General features: G+C 57.7%; 13 protein-coding genes. 5 read left to right on the forward strand and 8 right to left on the reverse strand.

Features of this window, described 5'->3' with window-relative positions:
• Positions 1–26: 26 nt before the first annotated feature.
• Genes ACR0EK_RS04825 through ACR0EK_RS04840 form a run of 4 tightly spaced genes read right to left on the reverse strand, consistent with a single transcriptional unit; the run spans position 27 to position 3,932 of the window.
• Complete coding sequence (locus ACR0EK_RS04825; protein ID WP_480967631.1) at positions 27–791, reverse strand: SDR family NAD(P)-dependent oxidoreductase; 765 nt, start codon at positions 789–791, stop codon at positions 27–29.
• Positions 788–1,720, reverse strand: a complete 933-nt coding sequence (locus ACR0EK_RS04830) for an SDR family oxidoreductase (protein ID WP_480616674.1) — start codon at positions 1,718–1,720, stop codon at positions 788–790. Before ACR0EK_RS04830 ends, ACR0EK_RS04825 begins: the two co-directional genes overlap by 4 nt.
• Positions 1,717–2,619, reverse strand: a complete 903-nt coding sequence (locus ACR0EK_RS04835; protein ID WP_480899430.1) for a bile acid:sodium symporter family protein — start codon at positions 2,617–2,619, stop codon at positions 1,717–1,719. Before ACR0EK_RS04835 ends, ACR0EK_RS04830 begins: the two co-directional genes overlap by 4 nt.
• Entirely contained in the window at positions 2,616–3,932 is a 1,317-nt protein-coding gene (locus ACR0EK_RS04840; RefSeq protein WP_480899433.1) for a flavin-containing monooxygenase, read from the reverse strand. The genes ACR0EK_RS04835 and ACR0EK_RS04840 overlap by 4 nt, the downstream gene beginning before the upstream one ends.
• Positions 3,933–3,997: 65 nt before the next feature.
• Between ACR0EK_RS04840 and ACR0EK_RS04845 the strand changes: the two genes are divergently transcribed.
• Positions 3,998–4,660 carry a TetR/AcrR family transcriptional regulator gene (locus ACR0EK_RS04845; RefSeq protein ID WP_480899435.1) on the forward strand — a complete coding sequence of 221 codons (663 nt, stop codon included), beginning with the start codon at positions 3,998–4,000 and terminating at the stop codon, positions 4,658–4,660.
• Between the two features lie 220 nt (positions 4,661–4,880).
• On the opposite strand, the gene ACR0EK_RS04850 is transcribed toward ACR0EK_RS04845, so the two are convergent.
• The gene (locus ACR0EK_RS04850; protein ID WP_480899436.1) at positions 4,881–5,501 is read right to left on the reverse strand and encodes a pyridoxamine 5'-phosphate oxidase family protein; all 621 of its coding nucleotides are present in this window, start codon (positions 5,499–5,501) and stop codon (positions 4,881–4,883) included.
• Positions 5,502–5,512: 11 nt separating this feature from the next.
• Positions 5,513–5,977 (reverse strand): nuclear transport factor 2 family protein, encoded by a 465-nt coding sequence (locus ACR0EK_RS04855; RefSeq protein WP_480899438.1) that lies wholly within the window; start codon positions 5,975–5,977, stop codon positions 5,513–5,515.
• Between the two features lie 303 nt (positions 5,978–6,280).
• On the opposite strand from ACR0EK_RS04855, the gene ACR0EK_RS04860 reads away from it, so the two are divergent.
• From ACR0EK_RS04860 to ACR0EK_RS04870, 3 genes are all read left to right on the forward strand, one after another.
• A complete protein-coding gene (locus ACR0EK_RS04860; protein WP_480831375.1) occupies positions 6,281–6,844 on the forward strand; it encodes a TetR/AcrR family transcriptional regulator in 564 nt (187 codons plus the stop codon).
• A 142-nt stretch (positions 6,845–6,986) separates the two neighbouring features.
• The gene (locus ACR0EK_RS04865) at positions 6,987–8,144 is read left to right on the forward strand and encodes an acyl-CoA dehydrogenase family protein (RefSeq protein ID WP_480506005.1); all 1,158 of its coding nucleotides are present in this window, start codon (positions 6,987–6,989) and stop codon (positions 8,142–8,144) included.
• A 176-nt stretch (positions 8,145–8,320) separates the two neighbouring features.
• Positions 8,321–9,592 (forward strand): NAD(P)/FAD-dependent oxidoreductase, encoded by a 1,272-nt coding sequence (locus ACR0EK_RS04870; RefSeq protein WP_480967632.1) that lies wholly within the window; start codon positions 8,321–8,323, stop codon positions 9,590–9,592.
• Between the two features lie 2 nt (positions 9,593–9,594).
• Here ACR0EK_RS04870 and ACR0EK_RS04875 read toward each other — a convergent pair whose 3' ends face one another.
• Positions 9,595–10,296 carry an SDR family oxidoreductase gene (locus ACR0EK_RS04875; RefSeq protein ID WP_480967633.1) on the reverse strand — a complete coding sequence of 234 codons (702 nt, stop codon included), beginning with the start codon at positions 10,294–10,296 and terminating at the stop codon, positions 9,595–9,597.
• Between the two features lie 131 nt (positions 10,297–10,427).
• Positions 10,428–11,330: a LysR family transcriptional regulator gene (locus tag ACR0EK_RS04880; protein WP_480967634.1), complete on the reverse strand. Its 903-nt coding sequence runs from the start codon at positions 11,328–11,330 to the stop codon at positions 10,428–10,430.
• 75 nt (positions 11,331–11,405) lie between these two features.
• Here ACR0EK_RS04880 and ACR0EK_RS04885 point away from each other — a divergent pair, with 75 nt between their 5' ends.
• The gene (locus tag ACR0EK_RS04885) at positions 11,406–14,618 is read left to right on the forward strand and encodes a reductive dehalogenase (RefSeq protein WP_480967635.1); all 3,213 of its coding nucleotides are present in this window, start codon (positions 11,406–11,408) and stop codon (positions 14,616–14,618) included.
• Positions 14,619–14,651: the final 33 nt, after the last annotated feature.

Below are 14,651 nucleotides of genomic sequence, written 5' to 3' on the forward strand. Positions count from 1 at the left end.
AAGGTCAAGGGGGTCGCGGCAAAATTCTACGACCCGGGCCCGCGCATATTACGCTCCATTAAGCGCTGATACAGGCGTGGTGACAGTCGGTTGAGCCACCACGATATGTGTGCAACGCGACCGACGGGGATCATGGGCTGCGATTTGTCCAGTCCGCGCAGGATTGCCATGGCGGCACTCTCGGGGCTCATTTCGTCCATTCCGTCCTTGGCCGATCCGGGACGCGCGGTTCCATCGGGTTGCTCCATTGCGTTGCCGGGGTTGGTGGCCACAAAAGACGGCGCTGCAATCTGAACCTGAACGCCATGTGGCTTTTCTTCGGATCGAAGCGATTTGAAAAAACCCTCAAGCGCGTGTTTTGAGGCTGCATAAGCCGTGCGATGGCAGAGCGGAGCGAAACCAGCCACCGACGAGATCGCCAGATGTGTTCCCTTTGACGCGCGGAGAGGCTGCAAAAATACGCGAGCCATCTCAATGGCTGCAAAATAGTTGATATCAAACAGTGCACGGTGACTGGCCGTGTCGGACTGGTCAAACCCCCGAATTTGCGTAACCCCGGCGTTGTAGATGACCAGATCAATGCTGTCGCTTGACGTGATCGCCCTTTGAGCTGCGTTGGCAAGCTGTTCGGGGTCAGTCAGATCACAGGCAATTGGCAGTTGGTTCGGTTCTGTTTGCAGACCGGACACATCAAGATCCAACAGCACCACCCGCCACCCACGGGCTTGCAGTGCACGGCTTAGAGCCTGTCCCAAACCGCCCGCACCGCCAGAGATGACCGCGGTTTTCATAACCCGGCCTGCCGTTGCCACAGCGCAAAAACCTCGGCGCTGGATTTTTCGGGCGTATAGCCGAATTCAGATTTCAGGGCGGAATTATCCAGAACTGGCCGATATTGAAGGAACCGTACCTGTTCCGGCCCATAGCGAGATAAACCCAGTGGGCGAGCCAAGGCTAGGGCCGCTTTCAGCACCCAGGGGGGGAGGCGCAGAACCGGTTTTCCCATGGCGCGCGCCAAGTCGTTCACACCCATCGTGCCGTCACCGGCGACGTTGTAAATCCCGGCTGGTCCGTCGGTTGCTGCGCGCTGAAGGATGCGTGCCAGGTCCCGGGTCCAGATAAAGACAAACGGGCTTTCGCTGCCGGACACCGCCAGCAACCGGGGCTTTCGAAACAGGGCGGTGATCTGGTTCTCGGTTCCGGCTCCCAGAACCGTACCCACACGCAGGACAACCTGCTCAAGATCGGGGGCGGTGCTGCGGGCTTCGGCCAAAATCTCTTCGACCTGACGCTTGTGATCTGAATAAGGAAACTCGGGGTTGCCGCGCAATGGATCGCCTTCGCGCAACGGCACAGGATTGTCTGCATGATAGCCATAAGCGGCACCGGAAGATGTGACGACCAATCTGCGCACCCCGTTTGCGATGGCGGCATTCACCACTTTTCGCGTGCCTTCGACATCGACAGCATAGGCTGCGGCGCGCCCCATCTTTGGCGGCGGCGTTACGACTGAAGCCAAATGCACAATCACATCCGGATTCACCTTGGCAATCGCACGTGCAGGAGCGTCGGTTGTAACATCCATGGACAAAAATGAGGCGTCTTCCGGCAGGTTATCCGGGCGTTTCAGATCGGTTGCAAAGACCTCGTGCCCAACAAGTTCGGGCAACAGCGCTTGCCCGACCATCCCGGCAGCGCCGGTAATCAGGATGCGGGTCATCGCGCGGCCTCGGTTCGTGCCATGACCGAAGCCAAAGCCAGGCCCGAAATAGCGTGCCATACTCCCCAGAATGCAGCGACCACGGCCATGCCGCCAAGACCGTTGAAGAATGCAAAGATCAGGACGAGCCCAAGCCCGGAGTTTTGAATGCCGGTCTCAATGGTGATGGCGCGGCGATCAAAGGGGGACAGCCCGGTCAGAGTGGCCACAACCCAACCGCCCCCTAGCGCCAGGGCATTGTGAAGGATTACAAGCCCGGCAACAGCCCCGGCAAACCCAAGGAAAAACCCCCAGTTGGCAGCCAGAGCAAGTACGATAAACCCAGCAAAGATACCCATCGACAGAAGTTGCAGCGGTGCGCGCAACCGTGCCGTCAAGGCGGGGAGGCGTTGATTCAGCGTAATTCCCAGAACCAGCGGCAGGATCAGCATCAGACCGACCAGGATTGCGATCTGCATTGGGTCGATCTGGGTCTGTTGCAGGATTGCGCGGGTCGGTGGGTAAAGCCCACCCCAAAGCGCAATATTGAAGGGTGTCATGAAGATCGCACAGATGGTGGCGAAGGCTGTCATCGACACCGAAAGCGCTGCATTCCCGCCCGCGCGGTGGGTGATGAAGTTCGAGATATTGCCCCCTGGGCAGGCCGCGACAAGGATCAGGCCAAGCGCAATTGACGGTTGCGGTGTGGTAATCCACACCATCACAAAGGTCAGCGCAGGCAGGACGACGAGTTGTGAAAACAATCCGACAACCACTGGTTTGGGTGCGCGCCTTAAACGGTCAAAATCCCGAGGCGTAAGGTCGATGGCAATCGAGAACATCACGATTGCCAGAATAGCATTCAACAGCGTCAGAGACGCCGGACTGAAATTCAGTGTGATCTGGTCAATACCACTCATGCGGCGGCCTTCCGCAGCCGGTCGATCCAGCCGGTGACAGCCTTTCTGTAGGTATTCTTGTCCACGTAATAGGCCATGCGGGGCAGGTCGATGTAGTTCATGCCTCCGGTGGCGCGCGTATAACCTTTTTGCTTTTCTGCGTGCAGATCGGCTGCCACGGGGCAGCCGTGTCGAAGCCCTTTGATGTAGCGCGCCACCATCTCGGCCTGCTCGTGCCTGCCCTGCCAGCCCAGGCCCGTGGCCTCGACCATGCCCAGCACGAACAGATCGTCCCGTTCGGGATGTATCGTGTTCAGATACAGATGCGGGGCGTCGCCCTGCCAGTTCAGCAGGCCCTTGTCGATGAACGGGTAATGCAGTTTGTATCCGGTCGCGGCGAGGATCATGTCATAGTCGTCGCAGGAGCCGTCCTTGAAATGCACGGTGTGGCCCTCCAGCCGGGCGATATCCGGGCGGATGCTCAGATCGCCATGGCCTGCGTGATACAGAACCAGCGAATTCACCACGGGGTGGCTTTCGTACAGCTTGTAACCCGGTTTGGGAAAGCCGTATTTCTGTGGATCGCCGACAAACCAGCCAAGGATCAGGCTGTCGACCTTACGCTTCAGCCACATCGGCAGACGGATCTTTCCACCTATTGTGTCAGCGGGTTTGCCAAAGACGTATTTCGGGACGAAATAATACCCGCGCCGCATCGACAGATCGCAGCGTTTCGCGTGGTGGATGGCGTCGACTGCGATGTCACAGCCGGAATTGCCTGCGCCCACGACCAGCACACGCTTGCCGTCGAATTGGCTTGGGTACCGATATTGCGAGGCATGGATCAACTCGCCGTCAAATGTACCCGGAAAGCTGGGTACATTCGGTTCCGACAGGGTACCGTTCGCAATGAGTACGCCGGCATATTCGGCCTGATGGTCGCCATCTTGGTCTCGCCAGCACACGCGCCAACCGTCACCCGGATTGCCCAGCGGAGCGACCTGAGTGACTTCTGCATTGAATTTGTAACCCTCACGCAACCCGAAACGGTCCGCAAATGCGCGGAAATAGTCGCGCATCGCCCGGTGCGAGGGGTACTCGGCAACCGCGTCATTCATGGGGAAATCCGCAAATTCGGTCATACGCTTGGATGAGATCAGGTGCGCCGACTCGTACATGGTTGATCTTGGGGCATCGATATCCCACAAACCGCCCACATCCGAATGCAACTCAAACCCCTGAAATGCGATTCCCTGTTCTTTCAGCACCTTGGCCGCGGCCAAACCCATTGGCCCCGCCCCAATCAGGGCGAATGTGTCGCGCGTTTCTGTCATGAACCCTCCCAAAGTTCGTGAGGTTTAAATTGAACGAACGACCAAAATAAGGCAAGGTGAATTTTATGACGCTGAAAAACGTAGAAAAGCCAAGACAAAGAGCACCGTCCAAGCGGTCTTTGGAAACCAAAGCGCGGATCATGGACGCGGCCGAAACAGTCTTTGCCGAACGCGGATTCGAAGGCGCGTCGATCCGCGATATCGCTGCGCTTGCAGGGGTTCAGGTTGGCCTTGTTCATCACCATGGCGGCGGCAAGGAAGAGCTGTTTTTTCGAGCGATCGAACGCCGTGCGGGCAAGCTGGCACAAATCAGAACCGATGCGCTGGCCAAGGCAAGAAAAGCAGGTCCGCTAACATTGCGCAGCATTCTGGACAGTTTTATCCGGCCTTATGTGGAACTGGCAGAAACAGGCGGTTCGGGATGGATGGCGTATGGGCGCCTTGTGGCGCATGTCTCGGTCGATCCCCGCTGGCGCGATATCGCGGCTGAGTGTTTCGACCCGACCGCCCGGCATTTTATCGACGAAATCGCTGCGCTTTATCCGGATGTTGACCCTGCGCTGTTGGCCAGCGGCCAGGTCTATTCCGTGTCGGCAATGCTGGCGCATCTCAACAGTGGTTGGCGGGTCGGGGCCCTGTCGCATGGCGGCGGAGTGTCAGAGGTGGAACGCCTGATCGATTTTTGTGTAGCCGGTATCGAAGCGATGGTTCAGACCAGTCGCGGTTGAACGCGCAGCATTGCTATTGCTGCAAATGGTTGAACAGGATGGTGCTGAACACAGAAGGTGGTGACGTTCGGACGGCGCTGGGCGAAGCAAAAAAACCAAACATCATGATCATAAGGATCAGGGCTGCTCCGGCAAGGCACGCCGCAGAAAGCTGAAAGACCGAACGAACCATTGGATTATTCCCTGTAAATACTCAACAAAATTTGCGATGTCTTGCGCATCACGAGAGCTTTGACAGCTCTTGTCTCAGCCTTTCATTTTCGGCCTGCAACTGGGCCAGTTGCTGGCCTAAACTGTTTAGATGCGGGCGCAGTTCGGCTTCGGTGAAACGCGGCGTGATGTGGCGCGGGCAGTTCCAGTCAAGCGCCTCAACACGTATGATCGCGGCCCGCTCTGCGGGGGCTTCGGCCTCTTCTGGATACAAGCTGGCAGCGGCGGCTTGACCTTCCGTGAATTCGACACGCCCCAGGATCTTCAAACGGTGTTGATTGGCATAATCCATCAGGATCATCGCGACCCGATCGTTGCCATCCAGATTTCCGCGCGAGATATACTGTTTGTTGCCTGAAAAATCGGCATATCCGATGGTTTGCGGCCCCAGCACCTTAAGAAACCCGACCGGCCCGCCGCGATACTGCACATAAGGCCAGCCTGTTTCAGACACCGAGGATTGATAAAACCCGTCGCGCGCCTGAATGAACTGTTTTTCGGGTTCGCCGATCAGATGGCCCTGTTGCGGGCCACCTTCAATGAATTTGGCATAGGTTTTTGCCGATCCCATCCGCTCCTGATGGGCGCGGACGGTTGGGGTGAAGGTCAGTTCTGAAAACGCACGCGGCACAGTATGTCCTTTCAAAGACCCAGATCAGACAACTCGGGATGGTCATCGGGGCGTTCACCCAATGGCCAATGAAACAAGCGGTCGCTTTCGGCTATGGGGTGATCATTCAGCGAGGCATGCCGATGCGACATGCGTCCGTCTTCGGCAAATTCCCAATTCTCGTTGCCATTTGACCGGAACCACTGACCGCTATCGTCGTGCCACTCGTAAGCGTAACGCACTGCGATGCGATTACCGGTAAAGGCCCAGAGTTCCTTGATCAGTCGATAGTCCAGCTCCTTGTGCCACTTACGGCTTAGGAAGGCGTGAATTTCGTCATGCCCTGACAGAAATTCCGCCCGGTTTCGCCACTGACTGTCATCTGTGTATGCGGGGGTGACGCGGTCGGGATCGCGGCTGTTCCAGGCATTCTCTGCCATGCGCACTTTTTGCGTGGCAGTTTCCAACGTGAACGGGGGAAGAGGGGGTCGAGACATGGTGCAGGGGGCTTTCAGGTTAGAGAAGCGGCAAGAATGGCCAGTGTCAGAAGAAATGGAACGTACTGAGGGGGGAATATGCTGGCGCGACGTTTCATCGGTCAAATCCTCTGGTGTACTGATCGGTTAACTTTGCAATAAGGTGTACCGATCTGTTAACTTTTGCAAGGGGGAAAGCAGAAAATTTTTCGCGCGGTTCAGGGCGAGTCGTGAGTTCTAATGAAAACAATGCTTTGTGTGAGGCCGGTTGTACTTCATGTTTCGGGGCAATATGTACAGAACGGTACACCATGGAGCCGAATCATGCGTCCAAACAAACGGGATGAACTTGTCAGCAAAGCCCTGAAGGTTTTTTACCGCGACGGGTTTCACGCGACCGGCATGGATAAGCTGGTGGCGGAAACGGGCGTTTCGAAAACGTCGATGTACAAACATTTCCGCACTAAAGAAGACCTGATTGTAGCCGCTCTGCGTCTGCGGGATGAGAATTTTCGCGAGTGGTTCTATCGGCGCATCGAAGAGATGGCAGAAACACCGGCCGGGCAACTCATCGCTAGTTTTGATGCCTTGAAGGAATGGTTCGAGGAAGATGGATTCCGGGGCTGCATGTTCATCAAGGCCGGGGCAGAATATCAGGAAACAGACCATCCGATCCATGTGCAGGCAGCCGAACATAAACAGCTGTTGCTGGAGCATTTCACGTCCGTCGCCGAACAGGCTGGTGCGCGTGATCCTCAGAAACTCGCGAGCCAGATCGTGTTGTTGCAGGAAGGGGCAATTGTGTCTGCGGTTTTGCTCAAGAATTGTGATCCTGCGGAAGACGCCAGAGATGCGGCACAGCATTTGCTGGCATTGGCGCTGAGTTAATTTCCTTTAAAACAAGCAGGTTCTTAAAGTTACCTAGCAAAGAAACGTTGCGTTGTTCGAAGTCGGAACGCCACGTCACGTGGATTGGCGGGAATCGGGCTGAACGCTAGGCTTTCGCGAAAGACAGATTGGAGAGCCTTTGATGTCACTTTTCACTTCGACCGCGGCATGGATCACTGACGAACACCGCATGTTTGCGGATATGGCTGGCCGATTCATGGATGATGAACTGTCACCGAATATCGAAGCCTGGGTTGAAAACGGGGCCGTTGATCGCGACTTCTGGCGCAAGGCTGGTGAAACCGGCCTGATGGCTGGTGCAATCCCCGAAGAATATGGCGGCGTCGGCGGCGGTATGGGCTTTGACGCCATCACCGCGTACGAACAGGGTGCACGGGGCGACGCTGGCTGGGGCTATGGTATTCAGTCGATCGTGACCCACTATCTTACCGCCTATGGCAGCGAAGATCAGAAACGGAAATGGCTGCCCAAACTGGCTTCGGGTGAGATGGTCGGCGCACTTGCCATGACGGAACCCAGCACCGGCTCGGATGTTCAGGCTGTGCGCACAACGGCCGAGAAGGACGGAAACTCCTACCGGCTGAATGGCTCGAAAATCTTCATCACGAATGGCCAGACGGCGGATCTGATCATCGTGGCCGCCAAGACTGACAAGTCCGAGGGCGCGCGGGGTGTGTCATTGATCGTGGTCGAAACCGAAGGGGCCGAGGGGTTTCGCAGGGGGCGCAACCTCAAGAAACTGGGGATGAAGGGCAACGACACGGCCGAGCTGTTTTTCGAAGATGTCAAAGTTCCGATGACGAACCTGCTGGGGGCTGAGGAAGGTCATGGGTTTTATCAGCTGATGAAGCAACTGCCATGGGAACGGCTGAATATCGCGATCATGGCGCTGGGTTCGATCGATTTTGCCATTGCCGAAACGGTAAAGTACGTGCAGGAGCGCAAAGCGTTCGGTCAGCGGGTAATGGATTTCCAGAACACACGTTTCAAGCTTGCAGAATGCAAGACCAAGGCCGAGGTGCTGCGCAGTTTCGTCAATGACTGTATCGGCAAGCTGGAGGCAGGCGAACTGGACGCGGCAACCGCCTCGATGGCCAAGTACTGGGGGTCAGAGGTGCAGAACGAAATCATGCACGAATGCCTGCAGCTGTTCGGCGGTTACGGTTTTATGATGGAGTATCCAATTGCCCGCCTCTACGCAGACGCGCGCGTGCAGATGATTTACGGCGGCACGAACGAGGTCATGAAAGAGGTGATTGCACGGTCGCTCGACGTCTGAAGGTATCCGGGCAGCCTCTTGCCGGATGTCATCATTCCTGACGGAATGTTCGCTTCTGTTGGACCTCGCAGGCCCGTGCTTGCGGGGTTTTTTCGTTGCTGACCCGACCGCAGTTGCCCACTTGCAAAGGACGTGCAGCGGTATGATGATCCGCCGAAAAGACTCAGAGGTCTGACGTGAACGATCCCGAACAAGCCCTGTGGCGGACTACATGTACCGAAGCAGTCATAGCTCTGCCGCTGGGTAGTGATACAACCGTTGATCTGGCTATCATAGGTGGCGGATATACCGGGTGTTCAGCTGCCTTGACGGCAGCCCGGTCCGGCGCTTCGGTCTGTTTGCTGGAAGCGCAGAAGATCGGGTTTGGCGGGTCGGGGCGCAATGTCGGTCTGGTCAATGCCGGGCTGTGGCTGCCACCGGATGACATCCGCGCGCATATCGGTGCAGAGGCTGGCGATCGCCTGATCGATCTGCTGGGCAAGGCACCGTCGGACGTATTTTCCCTGATCGAAGAACACGGCATCACATGCGAACCCATTCGCAACGGAACCCTGCATTGCGCGCATTCCGCCTCGGGGCTGAAGGACCTGCAAACGCGCCATGCCCAGCTAAGCGAGACTGGCGCGCCGGTAGCGCTGCTGTCGGTGGATCAGGCCCGTGACCGGACCGGTAGCGATGCTTTCCATGGGGCGTTGTTCGACCCTCGCGCAGGAACCATACAACCCATGGCTTATGTCATGGGATTGGCGCGTGCCGCGTCTCAGGCCGGGGCGCAGATCCATGAACAAAGCCCGGTACAGACCCTTCGGCGCGAAGGTGGGCAATGGGTTTTGACGACACCGGGCGGGAACGTACGGGCGAGGTCCGTCATTCAGGCAACCAACGCCTATCACCTTGGCTTGCCAGACACTGCGCCCGCCTATGTTCCCGTTTATTACTTTCAATACGCAACAACCCCGCTTTCACATAATCTGCGCGCCAGCATCCTGCCGCAGGCAGAAGGGTGCTGGGATACCGGGCTGATCATGACGTCGTTCCGGCTGGATCAGGCGGGGCGGATGATCATTGGCGGCATGGGTGATCTGGGGAATGCAGGTCGCAGTGTGCATGTCAGCTGGGTCCGACGCAAACTGGCCGAGCTTTATCCTCAGCTTGCAGATCAGCCGTTTGAACAGGGTTGGCACGGGCGGATTGCCATGACCTCGGACCATATCCCGAAAATCACGCAGATTGGCCTCGACGCTCTGGCCGCGCACGGATATTCCGGCCGTGGTATCGGCCCCGGCACGGTGTTCGGTCGAATGATGGCCGAAAGTCTTCTTGCAGGTGACCCCTCGCTTTTGCCGGTCCCTGTGGTGCGTGAGCATCGCGAAAGCTGGACGCGCGTGCGCCGCGCCTTTTTTGAATCCGGTGCGGCACTGACACATCTGATAAAGGCGCGGATCTGAACTCAGACCGAGCGGGTGATGCCACCATCAACCCGGATATTCTGCCCGGTGATGTAGCCACCTCCTTCGGATGCCAGCAGGGCCACGACCGAAGCGACCTCGTCATAACTGCGCCCATAGCGCCCCATAGGAATGCGTGCGCGGAGTTCTTCTTTTTCGGGCAGGCTGTCGATGAAACCGGGCAGGATGTTGTTCATGCGGATGTTTTCGGCAGCGTATTTGTCCGAGAACAGTTTGGTGAAGGCGGCCAGCCCGGCGCGAAACACGCCCGAGGTCGGGAAAACCGGGTCAGGTTCGAACGCGGCGAAGGTTGAGATATTGATGATCGATCCACCGCCCTGCGCTTGCATGATCGGCGTCACAAGCCGCGAGGGGCGGACGGCATTCATAAAATAGACATCCATACCGGTGTGCCAATCCTCGTCCGTCAACTCAAGGATCGGGGCACGGGGGCCGTGACCAGCGGAATTGACCAGAACGTCAATACGCCCCCAATGGGCCATGGCCGCATCAACAAGCTTTTGCAGATCCTCCGTGGACTGGTTCGAGCCGGTTACACCGACGCCTCCCAACTCATGCGCCAGCGCTTCGCCCTTGCCCGAGGATGACAGAATCCCGACCTTGAAACCGTCTGCGGCCAGCCGCCTCGCGGAATCCGCGCCCATGCCGCTGCCGCCTGCTGTGATAAGTGCTACTTTCTCCATCTGAGATCTCCGTTTTGATTTGGTTTCAGGATGGCGAATGAATTGCGGTTTGACCAATCAGTTTTGTTGAGTACTCGTGACCGTGTCCCGCAGCCGAACCTGGCCTTTGTTATGCGCAGCTGACGGCTGTCTCAGGTCTGAAGGGACGCTGCGATGGCTTCTATCCGGTCGCGTAACCAGCGGTGGGCGGGGTCATTGGCCGATCTTTGATGCCAGACCATGTAGATGGACACAGGGGGACAGGCGAAGGGTAAAGGTGCGCAATCCAGCGCGGCCAAGGGACCCTGTTTCATCAGTGCCGTATCTGTCGAGATCAGGTCGCTGCCCTGCACAAAGGCCGGGATCGCGTTGAAATGCGGCAGGGTCACAACCGCAGGATTGATCTGGCTTTGATCAACGCCGCGCATGACGGCACGGGCGTTTCGGCCATCAGCAAACCGCACTTCGACATGGTCGCTGTTGCAATAGTCCTGCCAGCTGTCCGGGGGCGTGCGTTGCGTGGCGTCGTAGAACACCATCAGCGGGCTTTCGATCAGTCTTTTCTGGAAAACATCCGGTCCGTCGGGCGGCAGCGGGGTTAGCATCAACTGGCACCGGTCGCTGCGCAACAATTCGGGGTCGGGCACACCCGATGGGATGAATTCCAACCGCAGGCGCGCGCCTTCGGCGCGTGTGCCACGCAGCAACCGTGGAAAGATCAGCTCTCGTGGCATGTCATTGGTGGCGATGCGGATGTTGATCTGTTCCGACAATGGATCGAACGGTCGGCCGTCGGTCAGCGTGCGCATCCCGTCCAGTACCTTTTGCGCAGGCTCTTTCAGCGACAGGGCGCGTTCGGTTGGCGTCAGACCCTGACCTGAGCGAACAAACAGCGGGTCGCCCAGGACCTGCCGCAGTTTGGCCAGAGTATGACTGATCGCAGATTGCGTAACCCCCAGCCGATCTGCGGCTTTCGAGACCGAGTTTTCTTCGAGTATCGTCAAAAAAGTGCGTAGAACCTTGCCGTCGAGGTCAATGAAATCGATTTTGCTCATACCATTTATGATTAATCATGAATGGTTTTGCTGTCCATGGCGAGGTACGGGACGGGCATCAACAGGAGATATTCGATGGGGATCCGTTTATTCTCGGACAGAAACCGGCCCGTTCATATGGGCGGCTACCCGCTGGAGCGTTTGGCCCGGCAAGAAGACATGCCGGATCTGTCGCTTGTGCCCGCTTTGGCCGAGCTGAGTTTCCACCGACTGGAACACCCTGACAGCATCGTCAATGCGATGGGTGAGTTTCAGGCGATGATGGACGCCATCCGCGACGGAATGGTGAACCCGGTTGCGTCCGAGATTCCATCGGACCCGCAGGAACGGGCCAACCACATAAAAGCGTTCGGTTACTTCAACGATGCGTCGATGATGGGGTGCGGTCCACTGCCATCTGACGCCCTGTTGCTTGAGGCCCGCCGCAATCCCGATATTGACCGGCTTGCCCACGCGTTGCGCACCCGTCAGACCAAAACGCTGGCATCCGGGATCGACGTCATCATGGCTGATCTGAAAGACAGCATGGAGGCCGCGCCCAAGCCGATCGACAGCCATCGGCACAGCATTGTCTTTCTCTATGAACACAACCGCGACCCGGACCCTTCCGAACCCGGTGCGGACTGGATCATCGACGCGCAGGATCATCGTGCCTGTCTGCTGGCGACCGAGAATGCGGTGGTCATTGCCAATTACATTCGCCTTTTGGGCTTTGACGCGCGGGCGCACAGCATGATGTCGACCGACGTTGATTTGGGCAAGCTGGCGGTCACCGCCGGGTTGGCTTCGGTCGAGGATGGAGAGGTTGTCGTGCCCTGGCTGGGCAAGCGCTTTGGTTTGGCCGCCGTGACGACTGACATGCCGATCGCCCATGACAAACCGCTGAAGCCTATGGCCGATCAGCCCTGGTTCCGGACGCAGGGGCCGGCATGGTGGTTGGGAACGGGCTTTGCCAAGAACGCCCTCAACCGTGACCCATATGCCAAACGGCGCTATGTGGACGGGGCGCATCCGTTTGAGAAACTCAAACGGGTCGAGACACCAACGACCTTTATTGACGAAGAGAATGTCGCTCGTGTGCCCAAGCGAGCAGATATGTTTGCCCGGGCGCAGTTCGGAGATATGGGCAAGTCGCTACAGGATGCGGCCAAAGGCGGGTATTACGTCCGCAAGGCAGCACCGAGTTTTGCCCAACGCCGTGCTTTGGGCGCGTTTGTACTGTTGCAGGACGGTGAAAGCGCTGACGCGCCCAAGCCATCTGACGCACAACGCAACGCAGCAAACATCAAGGCTGCGACCTATTTTCTGGGGGTCGATGCGGTGGGTCTCAGCCGCTGCCCGGAATGGGCCTGGTATTCCCATGACGCGACGGGCGAAGAAATCGTGCCGCCCCATGATCAGGCCGTCAGCATGATCATCGATCAGGGTTATGAAACGATGGAGGGTGCCAGCGGCGACGACTGGATCAGCGTCGCCCAATCGATGCGCGCCTATCTGCGATTTTCCTTGCTGGGTGGCGTGATTGCACAGCAGATCCGCAATCTTGGCTACAAGGCCAAGGCGCATACGGTGATGGATGGCGAAGTTCTGCAACCTCCGCTTTTGTTGCTGTCCGGTCTGGGCGAAGTCAGCCGGATCGGCGAAGTGATCCTGAACCCCTATCTTGGGCCGCGACTGAAATCAGGCGTGGTGACCACGGATATGCCGATCGCGCATGACAGGCCCATTGATTTCGGTCTGCAAAGCTTTTGCGAGTCTTGCAACAAATGCGCGCGCGAATGCCCATCGGGCGCGATCACGGCTGGGCCAAAGCTGATGTTCAACGGCTATGAAATCTGGAAATCCGACAGCCAGAAATGCGCGACCTACCGCGTGACCACTCCGGGAGGCGCGATGTGCGGGCGGTGCATGAAGACCTGCCCTTGGAACCTTGAGGGTATCTTCAAGGAGCGCCCGTTCCGTTGGGCCGCGATGAACATCCCCTCGGCGGCGCCTGCATTGGCCAAGCTGGATGATGCGGTTGGCAATGGCGGTTTGAACGACACCAAGAAATGGTGGTGGGATATCGAGTTGCAGCCCGACGGGGCGTATCGGCCAACAACACACCCTTTGAACCGGCGCGATCTGCAAAAGGATCTGTACCTTAGATACGAAGATCAGACATTGGCGGTCTACCCGGCCTATCTGGCCCCGCACCCCTGGCCCTATCCGTTTGCAATGGATCGCGAGGCAGGAATTGCCGCCTATGAGGCCTTGGTGACAGCCGAAGAGTACAAGGCGCGTAAAGCTGCGGGGGATATGTCGATCATTCATCGTTATCAGGTCGCAGGTGACGCGCCGGTGATGCGGGTCGCTGTGACCAAGGTCGACAAGATGACCTCGGATGTCACCAAGTATGAGTTTTCCTCCCTTGACGGTGCGCCGCTTCCTGAATGGTCCGCAGGTGCGCATCTGGATGTGCTTGTCGCGCCAGAGTTCCTGCGCCAATACTCCATGTCTGGCGACCCGTCGGAACGGGGGTCTTATCAGATCGGTGTTCTGCGCGAGGATGAAGGGCGGGGTGGCTCGGCCTTGCTGCACCGAATTTTCAACGAAGGGCGCAAGGTTTTCATCTCGAAACCGATCAACCATTTCGAACTGAACGAAGAGGCGTCCAAGACCTTTTTGATGGGGGGTGGTATCGGTATAACCCCGATGATCGCATTTGCTCATCGCCTGCATTCACTGGGCATGGATTTCGAGTTGCACTACTCGGCCAGCATGCGGGGTGGGGCGGGGTATCTGGATGATCTGGCGGGGATGCCCTGGGCGAACCGCGTCCACTACCATTTCTCGGATGAAGGCACGCGCGCTGATCTGGATGCGATCCTTTCGGGGTATCAGCAGGGATGGCACGTCTATACGTGCGGGCCTGATCGGTACATGGATGGGGTCATGCAGGCCGCAGAACGTCAGGGTTTCCCCGAAGAGGCCCGACATCTTGAATATTTCTCGGTCCCGGAAACCCCGGAATACGAAAATCATCCATTTACCCTGAAACTCGCGCATTCAGGGAAGACGCTGCTGGTGCCCTCAGACAAGGATGCCGCGCAGGTTCTGAACGAAGCGGGTTTTCACGTGGATGTGAAATGCGCCGATGGTATCTGTGGTGTGTGCAAATGTGGCGTCCTTTCGGGCGAGGTCGAGCATCGGGATTTCGTGCTGTCCAAAAAGCAGCGCCAAGGGGCCATGATTCTGTGCCAAAGCCGCGCTGTGGCGCCGGATGGTGTGATCGAGCTCGATCTGTAAGCATGGTCAGAAAGCGACCTTTGGACGGTGAAA

The sequence above is a fragment of the Ruegeria sp. AE4 genome, assembly GCF_056542185.1.

Bases quoted from the DNA above. Each gene is read 5' to 3' on its own strand.
- ACR0EK_RS04825 (WP_480967631.1), bottom strand. From the start codon at position 791: ATGAAAACCGCGGTCATCTCTGGCGGTGCGGGCGGTTTGGGACAGGCT.
- ACR0EK_RS04830 (WP_480616674.1), bottom strand. From the start codon at position 1,720: ATGACCCGCATCCTGATTACCGGCGCTGCCGGGATGGTCGGGCAAGCG.
- ACR0EK_RS04835 (WP_480899430.1), bottom strand. From the start codon at position 2,619: ATGAGTGGTATTGACCAGATCACACTGAATTTCAGTCCGGCGTCTCTG.
- ACR0EK_RS04840 (WP_480899433.1), bottom strand. From the start codon at position 3,932: ATGACAGAAACGCGCGACACATTCGCCCTGATTGGGGCGGGGCCAATG.
- ACR0EK_RS04845 (WP_480899435.1), top strand. From the start codon at position 3,998: ATGACGCTGAAAAACGTAGAAAAGCCAAGACAAAGAGCACCGTCCAAG.
- ACR0EK_RS04855 (WP_480899438.1), bottom strand. From the start codon at position 5,977: ATGTCTCGACCCCCTCTTCCCCCGTTCACGTTGGAAACTGCCACGCAA.
- ACR0EK_RS04860 (WP_480831375.1), top strand. From the start codon at position 6,281: ATGCGTCCAAACAAACGGGATGAACTTGTCAGCAAAGCCCTGAAGGTT.
- ACR0EK_RS04865 (WP_480506005.1), top strand. From the start codon at position 6,987: ATGTCACTTTTCACTTCGACCGCGGCATGGATCACTGACGAACACCGC.
- ACR0EK_RS04875 (WP_480967633.1), bottom strand. From the start codon at position 10,296: ATGGAGAAAGTAGCACTTATCACAGCAGGCGGCAGCGGCATGGGCGCG.
- ACR0EK_RS04880 (WP_480967634.1), bottom strand. From the start codon at position 11,330: ATGAGCAAAATCGATTTCATTGACCTCGACGGCAAGGTTCTACGCACT.
- ACR0EK_RS04885 (WP_480967635.1), top strand. From the start codon at position 11,406: ATGGGGATCCGTTTATTCTCGGACAGAAACCGGCCCGTTCATATGGGC.